This is a genomic window from Aurantimonas sp. HBX-1 (assembly GCF_021391535.1).
GTDB lineage: Bacteria > Pseudomonadota > Alphaproteobacteria > Rhizobiales > Rhizobiaceae > Aurantimonas.
In genome coordinates this window covers 1,315,865-1,335,373 of the sequence record NZ_CP090066.1, presented here as the reverse complement: position 1 = coordinate 1,335,373, position 19,509 = coordinate 1,315,865, and the positions used below count along the sequence as shown (strand labels likewise).

Sequence of the window (19,509 nt, the reverse complement as noted above, 5' to 3'; positions counted from 1 at the left end):
GTCGCCTCCTCAGACCGCCGCCGGCTGGCCGGCCGGCACCGGGCGGGCCTCAGCCTGCGCCGGAACCACCGCAACGCGCTGGCCGCCCTGCGCCGCCACCAATGCCTCGGACAGGAGGCGCGCGACGGCTTCGGCATTCGGCACGGCGCGCAACATCGGCTCGGCACGCCCGAGCCGCCACGGCCGCGCATAGGGCCAGAGCTGGAAATAGGACGGGCGCCCGGCGTCCGGCAGCGTCAACGGGATGTCACCAGATCCGTCCGAGTAGAGCCGCACGGCCGCAGCCTCGACGTCCTTCAGCGGCACGTTGAGCTGGGCCGGCAGCGCGACGCCGAAGCGCAGCACCAGCCGCCGCTCGGTAATGGTGAAGGTCGTCGCGCGGGCCGTAAGATAGGCCAGCAGCATCACCAGCGACACGCCGAGGCCCAGTGACGGCAGGAGCGTCAGGACCGAATGCACCGCCACGAGCGGCGTGCCGGTCTCCCAGTAGGTCATGCCGAACCGCCACAGCGCGAAGGCGAGGAAGTAGACGCCCGCCGCCTTCAGCTGGAACGCGCCCAGCGCGAGCCGCCACCAGTCGGGCCGGCCCTGCCAGAGCATGCGCTCGCCGGCAGGCAGTTCCTCCTGGCGCAGGACGGTGCTGATATCGTCGAATTCCGCCATGCTCATGCGAGGAATCCTTTCTCTGACGTCCCGGCATAGAGGTAGCCGCCGGCGAAGTAGCCGTTGAGCCGGTCTTCCTCGCGCAGGGTGATCTGGTCGGGACTGGCGAGCCCCGGCACGCGGCCGAACTGGTCGAGGGTGAGCGATCCGAAATGCACGGCACGCTGCGGATTGCGGATATCGGCGAAGCTGATCGGCGCGAGGATGCGGCGGCCGCCGGCCTCCAGATTGGTCTCGACTTCGAGATAGCGGATGAAATATTCCGCCGCGTTGAGCCAGATGTCGACGACCGTGCCGACCACCCGGCCATCGGAGGCCACGACCGCCATGCCGACGAGGTCGGGGTCGCCCGCCGCGATCCGGTATTCCGGGTTGCTCCGCATCGGCGCGATCTTCAGCGTGCCCTCGTAGGTGAGATCCGGCACGTCCTCCTTCATCGCGTAGGAGGCGGGACCGATGCCGTCGACCAGCGGATCGCCCAGCGGCAGCAGCGGCGCGCCGGGAAATTCATAGGCCGGAATGGCATTGATCTCCCGCTCCCGGGCCGGCCGCGGCGCCAGCTGCACCGAGCCGTCGGAGCGCCGGAAAACCTTGGGGGACGGCATCGGCGGGAAGCCGACCACCTGCATCCGCCCGCCGGTGCCGCGCGTGCGGTCCGATTCCAGCGGGTAGCCTTCGCGCTTGTCCTCCGACCGCAGGTAGTAGACGAGGCCGAGGAAGAACAGGAAGAACAGGAAGACGAGCAGCAGCGGAATGTCGAACTGCTCGGTGAAGGGGATGAGGGGCATGGCAGTCTCTCCCTGGCGGCGACGATTCAGTTGGGCAGGTCGGCCAGGCCGAAGCCGGGCGACGGGGCCGGCCGCGGCTTGACCCGGGCCGGAACGACCAGCGGACCCAGCGCGGCAAGCGTGATGAACAAGAGGCAGATCTCGAAATGGTAGACGACGCCGTAGGGGGCGGCCGGTCCGCTGAAGGCGGCGCCGAGCCAGCCCGCATCGGCGAGCAGGCCGACGCCGTCGCGCAGGAAGCCGCCGATGGCGACCGCGAGCCCGAGCGCCATTGCCTGGACGGCGCCCCAGGCACCCATGACGAGACCGGCGCGGCCTTCGCCGGCCATGGCCATCGCGGCGATCAGCATCGAGACCGAGAACAGGCCGGCGCCGAGACCGATCCCGGCGGTGCCGGCGCAGAACAGGCCGACCGACCCGAACGGCGCCGAGAGGATGACGGCCGAGAAGCCAGGCAGCCCGAGCATCAGACCGAAGGCGGCCACGACATGGACGTTGCCGCCCCGCGCCAGCACCCTTGCTGCGACCAGATAGCCGGCGAAGCTGCCGGCCGCGAACAGCGCCGTCAGCAGCGTCGTCGAACCGACCCGCATGCCGAGAACCTCGCCGCCATAGGGCTCGAGCAGGATGTCCTGCATCCCGAAGGCGGCCGTGCCGAAGGCCAGCGTCACCAGCAGACGCATCAGCCCCGGTTCGGCGGCCAGCGAGGCGATTGCCTCGCGCAGCTTCGGCTTTTCGGGCGGCGCGGTATCGGGGCCGATATCGCGCCGGCGCGGCTCCTGCTTCCAGATCGCGACGGCGGTCAGCGCGCAGGTCAGGATCGCCGACCAGTTGAGGATCTGGATGAGGCGGAGCGGCGTGAAGTCGACGAGCAGGCGCCCGATCACCACGGCGCCGGCGAACATGCCGAGCAGCAGCGTCGTGTAGAGCATGGCAACGACGCGCGGCCGTTTCTCCGGCGGGGCGAGGTCCATCGCCAGCGCCAGGCCGGCCGTCTGCACCGTGTGCAGGCCCGCGCCCACCATGAAGAAGGCCAGCGCCATGCCGGCCTCGCCGAAACCGTCGGTCCCCGGCATGTCCTCGGCGATGATCAGCAGCGACACCGGCATCAGCGTCAGGCCGCCGAACTGGATCAGTGACCCGAACCAGATATACGGCACGCGCCGCCAGCCGAGATAGGAGCGGTGGTTGTCGGACTTGAAGCCGATCAAAGCCCGCGCCGGGGCGGACACCAGCGGCAGCGCCATCGCCACCGCGATCACCGACAGCGGGATGCCGAGCTCCACCGCCATCACCCGGTTCAGCGTGCCGCCGAGCAGTACCAGCGTCAGGCCCACCGAGACCTGGAACAGCGACAGCCGCAGCAGCCGCCCGAGCGGCAGGTCGGTGGTGGCGGCATCCGCAAACGGCATCAGCGCCCGTGTGAAGGCGCCGAACTCGAAGCGGTTGCGCACGGTCTCGCTCATGCCCGGACGAGCTCCCGTGCATGGCTCTTGTAGAAGAGACTGGTGATCCGGACGTCGCGGCCGACGTCCCAGCCGGCCAGCGCCGGATGCGCCTCGATCCCGGCGGCAAGGCGGCCGGCTTCGATCGGCACGATGGACGGCGCGCGGTCGGCGCGGGGGAAAAACCGCCCGGCCATGTGCATCAGCGTCAGCGCCGGCGTCTTCGGGGCGACGGTGAAGACGATCGAGCCGTCCGCCCGCATCGCCAGCGTGGCGAGCGCCGCCACGGCGTCGGGAGCGTCGTAATGGATCAGCGAATCCATCAGGACGACGTGGTCGAAGCGTCCAACCGACCCGTCGAGCATGTCGCCGGCGATGAAGCGGATGCGCCCGCCGAGGCCGGCCTCCGCCGCCTGCGCGGCAGCATGCGCGACCAGCGTCGGCGACAAGTCGATGGCCACCACTTCCGCGCCGCGCCGCGCTGCCTCGATGGACAGGGCGCCGGTGCCGCAGCCGGCATCGAGGATCCGGCGGCCGGAAAGGTCAGCCGGCAGCAGCGCCAGCAGCGCCTCCCGCATGGCGTCCCGCCCGGCCCGCACGCTGGCGCGGATGCGCCCGAGCTTGGCGTCCGAGGTCAGCCGCTTCCACGTCTCGGCGGCGGTGCGATCGAAATAGGTTTCGATCTCGCCGCGCCGCGTCTCGTATGTCGCCGCGCCGGTCATTCGAACCCCAGGAAATCGAAGATGTCGCGGTCCTTCATGGCGCGACCGTCCATTGGAGCCACGCCGGCATAGAGTGAGGCGGCGAGACGCAGATATTCGTTCTGGACCGCCTCCAGTTCGGGCGAGGCTTCCATCTCGAACAGCGTCGACTTCTTCAGCCGGCTCTTGCGGATGACGTCGAGATCGGGGAAATGCGCCACCCGCTGCAGCCCGGCGGCGACGTTGAAACGGTCGATCTCGTCGGTGTTCGCCGAGCGGTTGGCGATCACGCCACCGAGCCGGACGTCGTAGTTCTTGGCTTTGGCCTGGATTGCCGCGACGATGCGGTTCATGGCGAAGATCGAGTCGAAATCGTTGGCGGTGACGACGAGCGCCCGGTCGGCATGCTGCAGCGGCGCGGCGAAACCGCCGCAGACGACGTCGCCGAGCACGTCGAAGATCACCACGTCGGTGTCCTCCAGCAGGTGATGCTCCTTGAGGAGCTTCACCGTCTGGCCGACGACATAGCCGCCGCAGCCGGTGCCGGCGGGCGGCCCGCCCGCCTCGACGCACATCACGCCGTTGTAGCCCTCGAAGACGAAGTCCTCCGGCTGCAGTTCCTCGGCGTGGAAGTTGACCGATTCCAGCACGTCGATGACCGTCGGCTGCAGCCGCTTGGTCAGCGTGAAGGTGGAATCGTGCTTGGGATCGCAGCCGATCTGCAGCACCCGCTTGCCGAGCTTGGAGAACGCCACCGACAGGTTCGACGAGGTCGTCGACTTGCCGATCCCGCCCTTGCCGTAGATCGCGAAGACGAGGGCGCCCTCGATCTTCAGGCTGCTCTCCATCCGCACCTGGACGCTGCCCTCGCCGTCCTCGCGGCGGTGCAGGGCATTCGGCAGCGATAGGGTCGTCTTCAGCGCGCTCATGCGGCCGCCTCCATGGGTTTGATGCCCTCGAGCCGGTCCTCGAGTTCGTCGCCGGCTTCCCGCAGCGCGTCGAGCTCGGCGTCGCTGGGCAGCCAGTAGCGGCGCTCGTGCGCCTCGATCAGCCGGTCGACCATCCGGGCCGACGCGGTGGGATTCAGCGCCGCCAGGCGCTCGCGCATGGCGGGATCGAGCACGAAGGTCTCGGCGAGCCGCTTGTAGACCCAGGGGCTAACCTGGCCGGTCGTCGCCGACCAGCCGAGCGTGTTGGTCACGTGGCTCTCGATCTGGCGCACGCCCTCGTAGCCATGGGCGAGCATCGCCTCGACCCATTTCGGGTTGAGCGTCCGCGTGCGGGTCTCGAGCGCCACCTGCTCCTCTAGGCTGCGGACCTTGCCCTCGCCGCGGGTCTGGTCGCCGATATAGACCGGCACGCTGCTGCCGCGCGCCTCGGTGGCGGCGCGGCTGATGCCGCCCAGCGTATCGAAGTAGTGGTCGATCGTGGTGACGCCGAGTTCCACCGATTCGAGGTTCTGGTAGGTCATCTCGACCCGCGCGAAGGACGCCTTCAGCAGCGCCGCCTGTTCGCCGGTGCGGCCCTTGCGGTCCACCGCGAAGCACTTGCGGCGGGTATAGGCGGCGGCGAGTTCGCCCTCCTCCGACCAGGCGCCGGAATCGACCAGCATGTTGACGTTCGAGCCGTAGGCGCCGTCGGCATTGGAGAAGACGCGCAGCGCCGCGGTCTCGAAGTCGCAGCCGGTCTCCTCGGCATAGGCGAGCGCATGCTTGCGGACGAAGTTCTGCTCCAGCGGCTCGTCCGCCGAAGCGGCGAGGAAGGCCGCCTCGGCCAGCAGCTTGGACTGCAGCGGCAGCAGGTCGCGGAAGATGCCCGACAGGGTGATCAGCACGTCGATCCGCGGCCGGCCGAGAAGCTCCAGCGGCACGAGGTCGGCGCCGGCAAGCCGGCCGAACCCGTCATAACGCGGCGTCGCGCCCATCAGCGCCAGCGCCTGGGCGAGCGGGCTGCCCTCGCTCTTGAGGTTGTCGGTGCCCCACAGGACGATGGCGATCTTCTCCGGCAGCGCATGGCCGCCGGCGGCATGGCGGGAGAGGATGCGGTCCGCCTGGCGCCGGCCGTCGGCGACGGCGAAGGCGCTGGGAATGCGGAAGGGGTCGAAGCCGTGGACGTTGCGGCCGGTCGGCACGATCTGCGGCGAGCGCAGCAGGTCACCGCCCGCCACCGGCCGGATGAACCGCCCGTCGAGCGCCGCCAGCAAAGCCGTCAGCTCGGTGTCGCAGCGCAGATCGGTATCGAGCCGGATGAGCGAGGCGATCGTATCGGCCGCCAGGGCCGGCTCGGTGCCATCGCTCTTGAGGCAGGCGGCGAGCGCCGCGCCTTCGTCGCCGGCCGACAGCAGCGCCAACGCGGTACGATCGGGCTCCCTGCCGAGCGCCATCTCGGCGACCGCCGACAGCAGATCGAGCCGCTCGGCATCGGCGACGGTCTCGCCGACGACATGCAGGCCATGCGGGATCAGCGTCGTCTCCAGCTCGGCCACCGCCAGCCGCAGCGCCTCGACGTCGAAAGCCTCGGCCTGGCCGTCGTCGCCGACCTTCACAAGGTCGAGTTCGACCGCCTGCGCGCCGATCGTCTCGGCAAGGCCCATCCGCTCGGCGGCGGCATCGGGCGCCGTCTGGCGCCAGCGCTCGATCGTCGCCTTGAGGTCGACGAGGCCGCGATAGAGCCCGGCATGGGCCACCGGCGGCGTCAGGTGCGAGACCAGCGTCGCGGCGGCGCGGCGCTTGGCGATCGTGCCCTCCGACGGGTTGTTGGCAGCATAGAGATAGATGTTCGGCAGGTCCTGGATCAGCCGGTCCGGCCAGCAGGCCGAGGACAGGCCCACCTGCTTGCCGGGCATGAACTCCAGCGCGCCATGGGTGCCGAAATGCAGCACCGCGTCGGCGCGGAATTCCTCGCGCAGCCAGCGGTAATAGGCCGAGAAGGCGTGCGTCGGCGCGAAGCTCTTCTCGAACAGGAGCCGCATCGGGTCGCCCTCGTAGCCGAAGGCCGGCTGCACCCCGACGAAGACGTTGCCGAAGCCCTGGCCGAGCACGAAGATCGACGCGCCGTCCGATTGCTGGCGCCCCGGCGCCGGTCCCCACTGCGCCTCGATCTCGGCCAGATGCGGCTCACGCCGCACGTGGTCGTCGGCTCTGATGCGGGCATGGACGTTGGCCTGCGCCCCGTACTGCGCGGCATTGCCGAACAGGATCGAGTCGCGCAGCGCGTCGACGCCGGCCGGCAGCCTGACGTCGTAGCCGTCCGCCTTCAGCGCCTTCAGCGTGTTGAACAGCGACGCGAAGACCGACAGATAGGCGGCGGTGCCGACGCTGCCGGCATTCGGCGGGAAGTTGAAGATGGTGATGGCGATCCGCCGGTCCGCCTTGGGCCGGCGGCGGAGCGCGATCAGCTTGGCCACCCGGCGCGCCAGCATGTCGGCGCGGTCCGGCTCGGCGGTCATCGCGCGGTGCCCGTCGGAGCCGGGGATGACGGCGCGGCCGCCGAACAGCATCGTGCCGGTGGCCCCGTCGATCTCCGGAATCGCCACCATGATCGTCGATTCCACCGGTGTGAGCCCGGCGGGCGAGACACGCCATTCGTCCAGCGACTGGAACTCGACGGCCTGGGCCGAGATGAACGGCACGTCGAGCCCGGCCAGCGCTTCCTCGGCCGCCCGCGCGTCGTTGTAGGCCGGGCCGCCGACCAGCGAGAAGCCGGTCAGCGACACCATCGCGTCGATGGTCGGCTTGCCGTCGCGCTTGAAATAGGCGTCGATGGCGGGACGCGAATCCAGCCCGCTGGCATAGGCCGCGATGACCCGCAGCCCGCGCGCCTCCAGCGCCGCGATCACCCCGTCATAGTGGCCGGTGTCGCCGGATAGGACGTAGGAGCGCATCACCAGGAGGCCGACCGTTCCCGCCTCGCCCTCCGAGGGCGGCAGGCTCTGCAGCCGCACCGCCATGCGGTCGCGCAGCCGCGGATGGTAGAGGCCGACATCCGGATAGACATGCGGCTCGCCCGGGCACACCCGGTCGCGCAGCACGGCACGCGGCCCGCTGGCATAGCGGCTGACGAGGTAGCGGACCATGTTGGCGATGTTCTCGTCCGATCCCGCCAGCCAGTATTGCAGCATCAGGAAATAGGCCCGCACATCTTGGGCGGTGCCGGGGATGAAGCGGAGGATCTTGGGCAGCCGGCGCAGCATCGCCATCTGCCGGGCGCCGGACCCCTCTCCCTTGGTCTTGCGGGCCCCGCGCAGCCGCTTGAGCAGCGACATCGCGCCGCCGCTCCGGGCGCTCATGTCGAAGCGGCCGAGCCGCGTCAGCCGGACGATTTCGGCGCCGGACATGGCGCAGACCATGGCGTCGCAATGGTCGCGGCGGGCCTGCAGCGCCGGCAGCACCGGCAGGATGTGGTCTTCCAGGAACAGCATGCCGGCAAAGACGATGTCGGCGGCGGCGATATCGGCGAGGCAGCGGCCGAGGGCTGCCGGATCGCGGTTCCAGTCGGTGGCGGCGTGGACCGCGAGCTCCAGCCCCGGCAGTTCCCGCCGCAGCTTCTGCCGCGCCGCCGCCACGGCCCCGGCGACGTGCCCGTCGAGCGTCACGATGACCATGCGGATGGCGACGTCGCCGCCGCGCGCCGCAGCCGGGTCAGCGGCTGAAATGGGCTTTGGCGTCATAGAGCGTCTCCACGGTGATCTCTGACAGACCACGCTCGGCTGCGAAGCGTTCGGTGTTGCGGCGGGCCTTCCCGCGCACGAAGAAGGGGATCTTGCGAAGTTCGGCCTCGGCATCCGCGCCCCAGCCGGCGGCTTCCAGCGTCGCCGCCGCTGCCTGCGCCGCGGCCGGCGCGACGGGCTCGACCCGTTCGCCGGCGCCGAGATGCGACGGGCGCGCCGCGTCGTTGAACTCGAAATCGTCGCGGAACATGCCGAGCAGGTGCTCCTCGAGCCCCATGACCAGCGGATGCACGAAAGTGTCCCAGAGGACGTTGGCGCCCTCGAAGCCCATCTGCGGCGAATGGCGGGCCGGATAGTCCTGGACATGGACCGGCGCCGAGATGACCGCGCAGCCGATGCCCAGCCGCTTGGCGATGTGGCGCTCCATCTGCGTGCCGAGCACGAGCTCGGGCTGCAGCGCCGCGATCGCCTCCTCGACCTCGAGATAGTCGTCGGTGATCAGCGCCGTCAGCCCGTGCGCCTCGGCGACCGCCCTCACCTCGCGCGCGAACTCGCGCGAGTAGGTGCCCAGTCCGACGAGGGTGAAGCCGAATTCCTCGGTCGCCATCCGGGCCGCGGCCATGGCATGTGTCGCGTCCCCGAAGACGAAGACGCGCTTGCCGGTGAGGTAGCTGGAATCGACCGAGCGCGAGAACCACGGCAGCCGGGTGTCGGCGAGCGGCGCCCCGGCGGCAATGCCGGCCAGCTGGCGGATCTCGGCGATGAACTCGCGTGTCGCGCCGACGCCAATCGGTACGACCGTGGTGAATTCCTGGCCGAAGGTCCGCTTCAGCCATTTTGCGGCGACGCCGGCGATCTCCGGATAGAGGACGACGTTGAAATCCGCCTCGCCGAGCCTGGCGAGGTCCGCCGGCGTCGCGCCGAGCGGCGCCACCACCCCGACATCGACGCCGAGGGAGGCAAGCAAGGCGCGGATCTCGGCGAGATCGTCGCGATGCCGGAAGCCGAGCGCCGTCGGCCCGAGGATGTTGCAGAGCGGTCGCTGGCGCGCCGGGCGATCCGCCGAGGCCGATCCCTCTTCCGGCGCCGGCGCGGCGAGCGTGCGGACCAGCTGGTAAAAGGTCTCCGCCGCGCCCCAGTTCTCCTTGCGCTGGTAGGACGGCAGCTCGAGCGCGATCACCGGCACCGGCAGGCCGGCCGCCTTGGCGAGACCGCCCGGATCGTCCTGGATCAGCTCGGCCGTGCAGGAGGCGCCGACCAGCATCGCCTCGGGGCGGAAGCGCTCATAGGCGTCGGCCAGCGTCTGCTGGAACAGCGCCGCGGTGTCGGAGCCGAGGTCGCGGGCCTCGAAGGTCGTGTAGGTGACCGGCGGGCGCCTGTCGCGGCGCTCGATCATCGTGAACAGCAGGTCGGCATAGGTGTCGCCCTGCGGCGCGTGCAGGACGTAGTGGACGCCCTCCATCGCGGTGGCGATGCGCATCGCCCCGACATGCGGCGGTCCCTCGTAGGTCCAGACGGTGAGTTGCATCGCCGCCTCCCTCAGACCCGCAGCCGCGTCTGCCGATCGAACGGCCGGGCGAACAAGGCGGCGAGATCGCCGGCCTGCTCGTAGCCCTGGATCGGCGTGAACAGCAGTTCGATCGACCATTTGGTCGTCAGCCCCTCCGCCTCGAGCGGATTGGCGAGACCCAGGCCGCAGACCGTGAGGTCGGGGCGCTCGGCCCGCGCCCGGTCGAGCTGCCGGTCGACATCCTGGCCCTCCGACAGGAGGACGTCCTCCGGCAGCAGCGCAAGTTCCTCGGCCAGATGCTGGCGATGCAGATAAGGCGTGCCGATCTCGGTGAGGCGCATGCCCAGCTCGCGCGACAGCATCCGGGCGAGCGGGATTTCCAGCTGCGAGTCGGGGAAGAAGAAGATCCGCCGGCCTTCGAGGCTGCCCCGATGGGCGGCGAGCGCTTGCCGGGCTCGTGCCTCGGCGGCGGCCGTCGCCGAGCGGAAGCGCATCGGGTCGACGCCGAACGCATCGGCACCCGCCTTCAGCCATTTCGTCGTGCCCTCGGCGCCCATCGGGAACGGCGCCGGCAGATGCATCGCGCCGCGCTCGTCGAGCGCGCGGGCGGTTTCGCCGAGAAACGGCTGGGCGAGAAGATAGCGCGTCCCCGGCCCGACCGGCGGCAGGTCGCGCGACTGGCGGGGCGGCAGGAACCGCACGTCGTCGAGGCCCATCGCGGCGAACAGCCGGGCGAACTGGTCCTCGACCACGTCGGCGAGTGCGCCGACGACGAGGAGCTGCGGCGTCGTGGTCGCGGCCGGCAGCTCGGGCACCAGCGCGGCCAGGCAGCGGTCCTCGCCCTGCGTGAAGGTCGTCTCGATGCCGGAGCCGGAATAGTTGAGGATCCTCAGGTCCGGCGCGTATCGGCGCGACAGGCGGGCGGCCGCGCGCGACAGGTCGAGCTTGATCACCTCGGACGGGCACGACCCGACGAGGAACAGCATCTTGATGTCCGGCCGGCGCTCGACCAGCCGAGAGACGATGCGGTCAAGCTCCTCGTTGGCGTCGGCGAGGCCCGCAAGGTCGCGCTCTTCCATGACGGCGGTGGCGAAGCGCGGCTCGGCGAAGATCATCACGCCGGCGGCGGACTGGATGAGATGGGCGCAGGTGCGCGAGCCGACGACCAGGAAGAACGCGTCCTGGATCTTGCGGTGCAGCCAGACGATGCCCGTCAGCCCGCAGAACACCTCGCGCTGCCCGCGCTCCCGCAATACCGGGCGATCGGCACAGCCGGCGACGGAGTCCGCCCGGGCAGCGGGATGCACCACGGCGGTCATGGCGTCACCGCCCGGAGCGCCGGCCGCCCCAGCCGCGCCGCGCGCAGCTTCAGGAGGAATTGAGTCGCATTGACCGCGTAGGCCGCATAGGCGGCGAGCGCCACGGCCAGTTGCTCGGTCAGCGTACCCGAGCCGGACAGCAGCATCGCCAGGTACAGCGTGTGCAGCGCCAGCACGAGCATCGAGACGACGTCTTCCCAGAAGAACGCCGGTGCAAAGAGATAGCGGCCGAACACCGCCTTCTCCCAGATCGAGCCGGTGATCATGATGGCGTAGAGGACCAGCGTCTTGACCACGACCGAGGCGGCGGCGGCCGACGCGCCCTCGCCGGTGGCGAGGCACCGCAGCACCAGCCCCAGGCTGACCAGGAAGACCAGGAACTGCAGCGGCGCGAGGATGCCCTGGACGAGGGTCCAGACGGAGGCGTCGCGCCTTGCCCGCTCGGCCTCCGTGTAAAGCGCGCCGGACCTGGAGGGAGCCGATGGCGTCTCAAAACGGGCACTGGGCTGAGGCTGCTGCATGAGGGAAGTCTGCGGTGCCCGCCCTCAATGTGTCAAGTAAAATTGACGCTCAAAAAACTTTACACCGAGCTGTCATCCGGACGTTGCAATCGCCGGCGGATTGAGGGACATTTGACGGGAGGAAAGAACAAAAGCATCGGTGGGCACCGGAATTCAGGCAACCCTCCGGCATTCGAAGTAATCCAACATGCCGGAGGGAGGGACCGATGGCTGGCAGTCTGCGTGAGAATGGGCTGGGCCGCGCTCACGCTGCGACGCCATCCCGCCCTCGATATGCGTCCAGTCCGGTTGACACTCCTGCCGCTTCCGGCCCGCTCGCGGGCCGACCCTTGTCGCCGCCGGAGAGCGGATGGGAGCACCGCCTCGCGCAGGCGATCGTGTCGATCGTCATCCCGCGCCTCTACGATGCGCACGACATGCCTCGCGCCACCTCGGCGGCAGTCGAAACGCTTCGGCGACGGGCGCATGCCGACCGCTTTCTCGGCCTCGTGCTTTCCGACCGCCACGAGGCGCAGTGGGAGTATCTCGTCGGGCTGGTCGAGGAAGGGCTCGATCTCGACGCGATCTTTCTCAACGTCATGGCGCCGACGATCCGGCAGATCGGGGTTCTCTGGGAGGAGGACCGGCTGAGCTTCGTCGACGTCACCACCAAGTCGGCGCACCTGCAGCAGCTGATGCGCCGCCTGGCGAGCGAACTCGCCCTGGCCACCCCCCGGACCACGCGGCGCCTGCTGCTGGCACCGGTTCCCGGCGAGCAGCACACGTTCGGCCTGTTCGTCCTGGCGGAAATGTTCCTGCGGGCGGGCTGGGCGACGCTGGTCGAGCCCGCCGCCACATGGGAAGAGCTGCACCACGACGTCTCGACCCAGCAGTTCGATGCGATCGGCCTCAGCGTCGGCAGCGAGCGGATGCTCGTCGGCATCGGCGAATCCGTGGCGTCGCTGCGTGCCGCCGCCCTGTCTGCCGACTTGCGGGTGTTTCTGGGCGGCTGGGCTTTCCAGGCGACGCAGGAGCCGCTAGAGCGCTACGGCGCGGATCTGGTGGAGACGGATGCGCTTGCAGCCATCGCAAAGGCGGATATTCTGTGCCCGCGCCGAGATTGCGCAGTGAGCGGTTGCCGGTCAATCCCGGAGGGACTTGGCATAGATAGCGGGTAATATGGGAATCAATTATTCCAATTCCGGCAGCGCCTTCTCGGACCCCGGACGTTCCTTCGCCAATCTGGAAGCAACGCTCGTCGCCAACATGGTGACGGCGTCGACCGACCTTGCGCTGCTGATCGACGGTAAGGGGGTCATCACCGACGTCGCGGTGCGCGACGCCGAACTGTTCGGCGACGTTCCCGCCAGCTGGATCGGCAAGGCTTTCGTCGACGTCGTGACAGTCGAGTGCCGCGCGAAGGTCGGGCGGATGCTGTCCGACCGCGAACCCGGCGAAGCCGCGCCCCGCCGCGAGATCAACCACCCGATGCCGAGCGGCCCGGACCTGCCGATCAGCTACGCGATGCTGTCGCTGACCCGGGACGACGCGCGCCTCGCGCTCGGCAGGGACATGCGGACGATCTCGATCCTGCAGCAGAAGCTGGTCGAGACGCAGCTGGCGATCGAGAGCGACTATGCCCGCCTGCAGAACGCCGAATCCCAGTATCGCGTCTTCTTCGACACCTCTTCCGACGCCATCGTCATTGCCGATGCGGCGAGCGGCAAGATCCTCGAGGCGAACTCGGCGGCGCGGCGATTGCTGGAGAGCGACGGCCGCCAGGTCGCCGGCGCCGCGATCGAGTCGCTGTTTGCCGAGCGCAGCATCCGCGACCTCGACCGGCTCGTCGCCGCTGCCCGCGCCTCCGGCGACATTGAGGCCGCCGACCTTGCCCTGCGCGACGACGACAGCGCCACCGCAATCTCAGCCCGCTTCTATCGCCAGCATGGCGCGACGCGCCTGGCCATCCGCTTCGGGCGCACCGGCGCCGACAGCCTGTCGCCGGGCGCCCATGACCTGATCGCCAAGGCCGGACGCGAACTGCCGGACGCGATCGTGGTCGTCGACAACGACCTGAAGATCGTCGCGGCGAACGAGAGTTTCCTCGATCTCGCGGAAATCGCCACCGGGCGCCAGGCGGCGGGCAAGCCGCTGGGCGACATCGTCGGCCGGCGCGGCGTCGAGATGGCGGTGGTGAAGACCGCCGTCGACGCCGAGGGCGTCGTCCGCAGCTTTGGCACCGTGCTGCACACCCAGCACGGCGGCACGGTGGACGTGGAGCTCAGCGGTTCGGTGCTGAAGGAGGGCGGGCAGCAGTTCTACGGCTTCTCGCTGCGCCGGACGGCGCGCGCTGCACAGCTGGTATCGGCGGCCCAGCCGCTGCGGTCGGCCAACGACATGACCGGCCTGGTCGGCCGGGTGCCGCTGCGCGAGATCGTCCGCGAGACCGCCGACATCATCGAGCAGCTGTGCATCGAGGCGGCCCTCGACCTGACCCGCAACAACCGCGCCTCGGCCGCCGAGATGCTGGGGCTCAGCCGCCAGAGTCTGTACTCCAAGCTGCGGCGCTACGGCATCGGCGACCCGGCGCCCGACCCGGGCGAGGATGCCCCCGGCTAACGCGCAACACCCGCCTGTCGCCGACTGAACATCTCGATTGACACTTTTGCCGTGATCGAAGCGGGAGTGTGTCAAGTCTGATTGACACATGGTCCTGCCCCGCATAGCGTCGGTGCATGAGCCGCATCACTCTCGACGCTCCCCGGCAGACGCGTCCCACCGCCTCGGCGGCGCTTGAGCTGCTGAAGCCGATTACCTGGTTCGCCCCGATGTGGGCCTTCGGCTGCGGCGCCATCTCGGCGCGCTCGTCGGCGGGGGCCGACAGTTCGGCATTCTGGGTGGTCGTCGCCGGGATCGTCCTGTCCGGCCCGCTGCTCTGCGGCGCCAGCCAGGCGGTCAACGACTGGTTCGACCGGCACGTCGACGCCATCAACGAGCCGCAGCGGCCGATCCCCTCCGGCCGCATGCCGGGTCGTTCGGCCCTCCATCTCGCCATCGCCTGGACCCTGCTGTCGCTCGCCGTCGCAGCCATGCTCGGTTCCTGGGTACTGGCGGCGGCGATTGCCGGCTGCGCCCTCGCCTGGGCCTACAGCGCCCCGCCCTTCCGCCTCAAGCGCAACGGCTGGTGGGGCAACGCCGCCGTTGCCATCGCCTATGAAGGACTCGCCTGGTTCACCGGCGCGGCCGTGGTGGCGGGCGGCCTGCCCGACGGACGGATCATCCTGCTCGCCGCCCTCTACAGCATCGGCGCGCACGGGATCATGACCCTCAACGACTTCAAGTCGGTCGAAGGCGATACGGCGCTCGGCGTCCGCACCCTGCCGGTCCAGTACGGCGTGACCACCGCGGCGATCCTCGCCTGCGTCGTCATGCTGCTGCCGCAGCTGCTGGTCGTCGCGCTTCTCCTTGTCTGGTCGGCGGGGTTCTATGCCCTGGCCGTCGCCGGGCTGGTCGCCGCCCAGCTGGTGCTGATGCGCCGGCTGCTCGCGGCACCCCGCCTGCGGGCCCCTTGGTACAACGCCACCGGGACCAGCCTCTACGTCGCCGGCATGATGGTCTCGGCCTTCGCCGTCAGCAGCGTGATCGGAGGCTGACGCGATGCCGGCGGGACTGTCCTGGCTGCAGATCGTCCGCCTCGCTCTGGTCCAGACGGCCCTCGGCGCCATGGTCGTGCTGACCACCGCGACGATGAACCGGGTGATGGTGGTGGAACTGGCACTGCCGGCGATGCTGCCCGGCGCGCTGGTGGCGCTGCACTATGCCGTCCAGATGCTCCGCCCCCGCTTCGGCCACGGCGCCGATGGCGGCCGGCGGCGCACTCCCTGGATCATCGGCGGCATGGCGGTACTGGCGGTGGGCACGGTGGGAGCCGCCACCGCGACAGCGCTGATGTCGGTCTCGCCGGCCGCCGGGGCGATCGCTGCGGCTTTCGCCTTCCTGCTGATCGGCGCCGGGGTCGGCGCCGCCGGGACCAATCTCCTGACCCTCGTCGCGACCAGCGTCGCGCCCGCCCGGCGCGCACCCGCGGCGACGCTGATCTGGATCATGATGATCGCCGGCTTTGCCGTGACCACCGGCCTCGCCGGCAGTTTCCTCGATCCGTACTCGTCGCTGCGGCTCGTCGTCGTGACGGCGGTCGTCGCCGCAACGGCGATGCTTCTCGCGGTCGTCGCGGTGCGCGGGATCGAGCCAGCCAGGCCCGCCCGGGCGCCCGAACCCCAGGTGCGGCCGGACTTTCGCACGGCATTCGCCGAAGTCTGGCAGGAGCGGCAGACCCGACGCTTCACCATCTTCGTCTTCATCTCGATGCTCGCCTACAGCGCCCAGGACCTCGTCCTCGAGCCTTTCGCGGGCCTCGTCTTCGCGATGACGCCCGGCGAGACGACGCAATTGTCCAGCGTCCAGCACGGCGGCGTCGTCGTCGGCATGGTGCTGGTCGCCCTCGCCGGTGCCTGGCTCTCCCGCCGCTTCCCCGGACTGCTGCGCGGCTTCTGCGTGCTCGGCTGCGTCGGCTCCGCCGCCAGCCTGGCGATGCTCGCCGCCGGCAGTGCTGCGCCAGGCGGCTTGGCGCTGCGCGAGACGGTGTTCGCGCTCGGCGTCTGCAACGGCGTCTTCGCGGTGGCGGCGATCGGGTCGATGATGGCGCTCGCCGGCAACGGCAGGAACGCCCGGGAAGGCGTGCGGATGGGCCTCTGGGGCGCGGCGCAGGCGATCGCCTTCGGTGCCGGCGGCTTTGCCGGCACCGCCCTCGTCGATGCCGCAGCCGCGCTGGTCGGCCGGGCCGACGCTGCCTACGGCATCGTCTTCGGCCTCGAGGCGGCGCTGTTCCTGGTCTCGGCAGCCCTTGCCCTCGGCGCCATCGCGGTACCCGGGACCAGCACCGTCACGCCGCGGTCGGGCAGCCGCAACGACCGGGCCGTGCCCGCATGAACCAGGGGAGCGACGGCATGGACAGCGTGGATGTGGTGGTGGTGGGCGGCGGCCCGGCGGGCGCAACCGCCGCTGAGATGCTCGCGCGGGCCGGCAGGTCCGTCGTGCTGCTCGATCGCGACGGGCGGATCAAGCCGTGCGGCGGTGCCATCCCGCCACGGCTGGTCAGCGATTTCGACATCCCATCCGAGCTCATCGTCGCGCGCATCGGCTCGGCCCGGATGATCGCGCCGTCGGAACGGCGCGTGCCGATGCCGATCGAGGGCGGCGGCTATGTCGGCATGGTCGACCGCGAGCATTTCGACGAATGGCTGCGGGTACGCGCCGCCGCCGCCGGCGCGCGGCGGGTCACCGGCACCTTCGAGCGGATCGAGCGGGACGCCGATGGCGGCGCCGTCGTGCGCTACCGCCTGCGCGGCGCCGCGCGGGACGCGGCGCCCGGCGCCGTCGCGGCGCGGCTGGTGATCGGCGCCGACGGCGCGCGCTCCGCCGTCGGCCGGCAGGCCATCAGGGGCGCCGACCGGATGCCCTTCGTCTTCGCCTATCACGAGATCGTCCGGTCCCCGGCCGCAGCGGCGGCCGATTTCGACCCCCGCCGCTGCGACGTCTACTACCAGGGCACGATCTCGCCGGACTTCTACGGCTGGGTGTTTCCGCACGGGGCGACGACCAGCATCGGCACCGGCAGCGCCGAGAAGGGCTACGGGCTGCGCCCAGCCGTCGCCCGGCTCAGAGCTGCCGCGGGTCTCGACAACGTCGAGACGATCCGCCGCGAGGGCGCCCCGATCCCGCTGAAGCCGCTGAAGCGATGGGACAACGGCCGCGACGTCGTACTGGCCGGCGACGCCGCCGGGGTCGTGGCGCCGGCCTCCGGCGAAGGCATCTATTACGCCATGATCAGCGCCCGGATGGTTGCCGAGGCCGGGCTGGCCTTCCTCGCCACCGGCGAGCCGAAGGCACTGGCGGCGGCACGCAAGGCCTTCATGCGCGAGCACGGCCGGGTGTTCTGGATACTCGGCATCATGCAGACCTTCTGGTACCGCTCGGACCGGCAGCGCGAACGCTTCGTCGCGATCTGCCGCGACAAGGACGTGCAGCGCCTGACCTGGGAGGCCTACATGAACAAGAAGCTGGTGCGGGCCCGTCCCGCCGCGCATGCCCGAATCTTCTTCAAGGACCTGGCGCACCTGCTTCGCCTGGTCTCGCCCTGACCGCCCGGCGCCGCGAGACCCTGCCGCAACGGCGGCGCGAAGGCTGACCCGCCGACAGCTGGCCCGACCGCCGCGCATCCCGCGCAGACCTTCCGGTATTCGACATGCCGCGGCCATCGCGCGCCGCGCTTCTACCGGCCGATCACGATATTGTAATAAAGCGGCGGCTGTCTGTAGTCATACGCGCATAGGACAGCAATTACTGAAATCTGCAGGGTTGCCGCAACTTGCCGCGCAAGCGGGAGGGATGACAGTATACGGCAGAATTCTGGATTCTATTGGCCCCGCAGGCCAGTATCCCTTCTGTCGCGAACTCACTGATCCCATGTGGAAGCCACAACTAGAGAACGGCGACGTCCGTTACCGGCAGATCGTCGACCAGCTGGTCAGCGACATCGTGGCGGGCACGCTCCGGCCGGGCGACCGCCTGCCGGCGCAGCGCGAGCTGGCGACCGCGCTCAACGTCAAGCTCTCCACCGTCAGCCGCGCCTATCAGGAAGCGGCCCGCCAGCGGCTTGTCGGCGGGGAGGTCGGGCGTGGCACCTATGTCCTGGGCTCCGGCGCCGAGGCTCCGGTCTTCGCCTCGCAGCTGCCGGCGCCGCCGGTCTACGATCTCTCCACCACGGTGCCCGCCGCCCCGCCGGGCGACGATGCCCTGGCGGCGGCGCTGGCCGCTCTGACGCCGCGCGATCATGCGGACCTTGCCGGTTATCCGCCGCCGCGCCTGGTCGAACGCACCCGCCGTGCCATCGCGGACTGGCTGGCGTGGCGCGGCATGGAGCGGCAACCGAAGGTCATCGTCCCGTGCGCCGGCGCCCACGCGGCGCTGCAGGCGCTGCTGCTGGAGAAGACCCGGCCCGGCGATCCGATCCTCGTGGAATCGTTCACATTTCCGGGAATCAAGATCCTCGCCCGGCAGCTGCGCCTGCGTCTTGTCCCGGTCGAGCAGGATGGCGAGGGGGTGACGCCGGCCGGGCTCGAGGCCGCGGCCGGCGGCTCCGCCGCGCGGATCGCCATCCTCGTCCCCACCCTGCAGAACCCCACCGGTGCGGTGATGAGCGAACAGCGGCGGCGAGCGGTCGCGGCCGTGGCGGCGCGCCACGACCTCACTGTCGTCGAGGACGACGTCTACGGGCCGCTGGGCGACCTGCCGCCGCTGTCGCGCGACCTCGGCCCCCGGGGCGTCATCGTCTCGGGCCTGTCGCAGTCGGTGCTGCCGGGACTGCGATTCGGGTTCGTCGCCGGGGACGACGGCAGCCTCGGGAAGCTCCAGGAAAACCTGCATCTGACGACGTGGCTCATGGCGCCGTTCTCGATGCTGATCGGCTCGAATTGGATCGACAGCGGCTTTGCCCGCCAGCGGGTCGAATGGCAGCGGACCGAGATCGCTGCTCGCTGGCGCCAGATGCTCGCCGCGCTGGGTCCGAGCGACCAGCCGCCGGCGCCGCATGCCTGGCTGCGCGTTGATGACGACCCGGAGGCGGTGGTCGGCCGGTGCCGGGCAGCTGGCGTCGGCGTGGTGTCCGCCAGCACCTTCGCGGCCGGGCGGCGATCCGCGGCGCGAATCCGAATCTGCCTGACCGCCCCGGCCACCCGGAACGATCTCGGCGAGGCCCTTCGCATCCTGGCCGGCCTCGGGATCCGCACCTGAACGAGGCGCGCCCGTCCGATCCTGCCTTCGAGGACCGCAATCGCGCCACCAGGCTGCGCATTG

The 19,509-nt window shown here is 70.3% G+C and carries 15 protein-coding genes; 6 read left to right on the top strand and 9 right to left on the bottom strand.

Features of this window, described 5'->3' with window-relative positions:
* Positions 1-9: 9 nt before the first annotated feature.
* Genes puhB through bchF form a run of 9 tightly spaced genes read right to left on the bottom strand, consistent with a single transcriptional unit; the run spans position 10 to position 11,616 of the window.
* Positions 10-669 (bottom strand): photosynthetic complex putative assembly protein PuhB, encoded by a 660-nt coding sequence (gene puhB, locus LXB15_RS06315; RefSeq protein ID WP_233951741.1) that lies wholly within the window; start codon positions 667-669, stop codon positions 10-12.
* A complete protein-coding gene (gene puhA / locus LXB15_RS06310; RefSeq protein WP_233951739.1) occupies positions 666-1,451 on the bottom strand; it encodes a photosynthetic reaction center subunit H in 786 nt (261 codons plus the stop codon). Before puhA ends, puhB begins: the two co-directional genes overlap by 4 nt.
* Positions 1,452-1,477: 26 nt before the next feature.
* Positions 1,478-2,917 carry a BCD family MFS transporter gene (locus LXB15_RS06305; RefSeq protein ID WP_233951737.1) on the bottom strand — a complete coding sequence of 480 codons (1,440 nt, stop codon included), beginning with the start codon at positions 2,915-2,917 and terminating at the stop codon, positions 1,478-1,480.
* Entirely contained in the window at positions 2,914-3,618 is a 705-nt protein-coding gene (bchM, locus tag LXB15_RS06300; RefSeq protein ID WP_233951736.1) for a magnesium protoporphyrin IX methyltransferase, read from the bottom strand. Before bchM ends, LXB15_RS06305 begins: the two co-directional genes overlap by 4 nt.
* Entirely contained in the window at positions 3,615-4,526 is a 912-nt protein-coding gene (bchL, locus tag LXB15_RS06295) for a ferredoxin:protochlorophyllide reductase (ATP-dependent) iron-sulfur ATP-binding protein (RefSeq protein ID WP_233951734.1), read from the bottom strand. The genes bchM and bchL overlap by 4 nt, the downstream gene beginning before the upstream one ends.
* Positions 4,523-8,266: a magnesium chelatase subunit H gene (locus LXB15_RS06290; RefSeq protein WP_233951733.1), complete on the bottom strand. Its 3,744-nt coding sequence runs from the start codon at positions 8,264-8,266 to the stop codon at positions 4,523-4,525. Before LXB15_RS06290 ends, bchL begins: the two co-directional genes overlap by 4 nt.
* On the bottom strand, positions 8,238-9,794 hold the full coding sequence (gene bchB, locus LXB15_RS06285; protein WP_233951731.1) for a ferredoxin:protochlorophyllide reductase (ATP-dependent) subunit B: 1,557 nt from the start codon (positions 9,792-9,794) through the stop codon (positions 8,238-8,240). The genes LXB15_RS06290 and bchB overlap by 29 nt, the downstream gene beginning before the upstream one ends.
* An 11-nt stretch (positions 9,795-9,805) precedes the next feature.
* On the bottom strand, positions 9,806-11,095 hold the full coding sequence (locus LXB15_RS06280) for a ferredoxin:protochlorophyllide reductase (ATP-dependent) subunit N (RefSeq protein WP_233951729.1): 1,290 nt from the start codon (positions 11,093-11,095) through the stop codon (positions 9,806-9,808).
* Positions 11,092-11,616: a 2-vinyl bacteriochlorophyllide hydratase gene (gene bchF, locus LXB15_RS06275; protein WP_233951727.1), complete on the bottom strand. Its 525-nt coding sequence runs from the start codon at positions 11,614-11,616 to the stop codon at positions 11,092-11,094. The genes LXB15_RS06280 and bchF overlap by 4 nt, the downstream gene beginning before the upstream one ends.
* Positions 11,617-11,993: 377 nt before the next feature.
* On the opposite strand from bchF, the gene LXB15_RS06270 reads away from it, so the two are divergent.
* The 6 genes from LXB15_RS06270 (at position 11,994) to LXB15_RS06245 (ending at position 19,446) form a co-directional block, all read left to right on the top strand.
* Positions 11,994-12,773, top strand: a complete 780-nt coding sequence (locus tag LXB15_RS06270) for a B12-binding domain-containing protein (protein ID WP_233951725.1) — start codon at positions 11,994-11,996, stop codon at positions 12,771-12,773.
* Between the two features lies 1 nt (position 12,774).
* Entirely contained in the window at positions 12,775-14,214 is a 1,440-nt protein-coding gene (gene ppsR / locus LXB15_RS06265) for a transcriptional regulator PpsR (protein WP_233951723.1), read from the top strand.
* Positions 14,215-14,330: 116 nt separating this feature from the next.
* Complete coding sequence (chlG, locus tag LXB15_RS06260) at positions 14,331-15,248, top strand: chlorophyll synthase ChlG (protein WP_233951722.1); 918 nt, start codon at positions 14,331-14,333, stop codon at positions 15,246-15,248.
* 4 nt (positions 15,249-15,252) lie between these two features.
* Positions 15,253-16,584, top strand: a complete 1,332-nt coding sequence (locus LXB15_RS06255) for a BCD family MFS transporter (protein WP_233951720.1) — start codon at positions 15,253-15,255, stop codon at positions 16,582-16,584.
* A 17-nt stretch (positions 16,585-16,601) separates the two neighbouring features.
* Positions 16,602-17,795 carry a geranylgeranyl diphosphate reductase gene (locus tag LXB15_RS06250; RefSeq protein ID WP_233951718.1) on the top strand — a complete coding sequence of 398 codons (1,194 nt, stop codon included), beginning with the start codon at positions 16,602-16,604 and terminating at the stop codon, positions 17,793-17,795.
* A 247-nt stretch (positions 17,796-18,042) separates the two neighbouring features.
* Positions 18,043-19,446: a PLP-dependent aminotransferase family protein gene (locus LXB15_RS06245; RefSeq protein ID WP_233951717.1), complete on the top strand. Its 1,404-nt coding sequence runs from the start codon at positions 18,043-18,045 to the stop codon at positions 19,444-19,446.
* Positions 19,447-19,509: the final 63 nt, after the last annotated feature.

What these genes read in the sequence shown, in the direction of transcription:
- bchM (WP_233951736.1), bottom strand. Translation starts at nt 3,618, where the DNA reads ATGACCGGCGCGGCGACATACGAGACGCGGCGCGGCGAGATCGAAACC.
- bchL (WP_233951734.1), bottom strand. Translation starts at nt 4,526, where the DNA reads ATGAGCGCGCTGAAGACGACCCTATCGCTGCCGAATGCCCTGCACCGC.
- ppsR (WP_233951723.1), top strand. Translation starts at nt 12,775, where the DNA reads ATGGGAATCAATTATTCCAATTCCGGCAGCGCCTTCTCGGACCCCGGA.
- LXB15_RS06255 (WP_233951720.1), top strand. Translation starts at nt 15,253, where the DNA reads ATGCCGGCGGGACTGTCCTGGCTGCAGATCGTCCGCCTCGCTCTGGTC.
- puhA (WP_233951739.1), bottom strand. Translation starts at nt 1,451, where the DNA reads ATGCCCCTCATCCCCTTCACCGAGCAGTTCGACATTCCGCTGCTGCTC.
- chlG (WP_233951722.1), top strand. Translation starts at nt 14,331, where the DNA reads ATGAGCCGCATCACTCTCGACGCTCCCCGGCAGACGCGTCCCACCGCC.
- LXB15_RS06290 (WP_233951733.1), bottom strand. Translation starts at nt 8,266, where the DNA reads ATGACGCCAAAGCCCATTTCAGCCGCTGACCCGGCTGCGGCGCGCGGC.
- bchB (WP_233951731.1), bottom strand. Translation starts at nt 9,794, where the DNA reads ATGCAACTCACCGTCTGGACCTACGAGGGACCGCCGCATGTCGGGGCG.
- LXB15_RS06245 (WP_233951717.1), top strand. Translation starts at nt 18,043, where the DNA reads ATGACAGTATACGGCAGAATTCTGGATTCTATTGGCCCCGCAGGCCAG.
- bchF (WP_233951727.1), bottom strand. Translation starts at nt 11,616, where the DNA reads ATGCAGCAGCCTCAGCCCAGTGCCCGTTTTGAGACGCCATCGGCTCCC.
- LXB15_RS06305 (WP_233951737.1), bottom strand. Translation starts at nt 2,917, where the DNA reads ATGAGCGAGACCGTGCGCAACCGCTTCGAGTTCGGCGCCTTCACACGG.
- LXB15_RS06250 (WP_233951718.1), top strand. Translation starts at nt 16,602, where the DNA reads ATGGACAGCGTGGATGTGGTGGTGGTGGGCGGCGGCCCGGCGGGCGCA.
- puhB (WP_233951741.1), bottom strand. Translation starts at nt 669, where the DNA reads ATGAGCATGGCGGAATTCGACGATATCAGCACCGTCCTGCGCCAGGAG.
- LXB15_RS06280 (WP_233951729.1), bottom strand. Translation starts at nt 11,095, where the DNA reads ATGACCGCCGTGGTGCATCCCGCTGCCCGGGCGGACTCCGTCGCCGGC.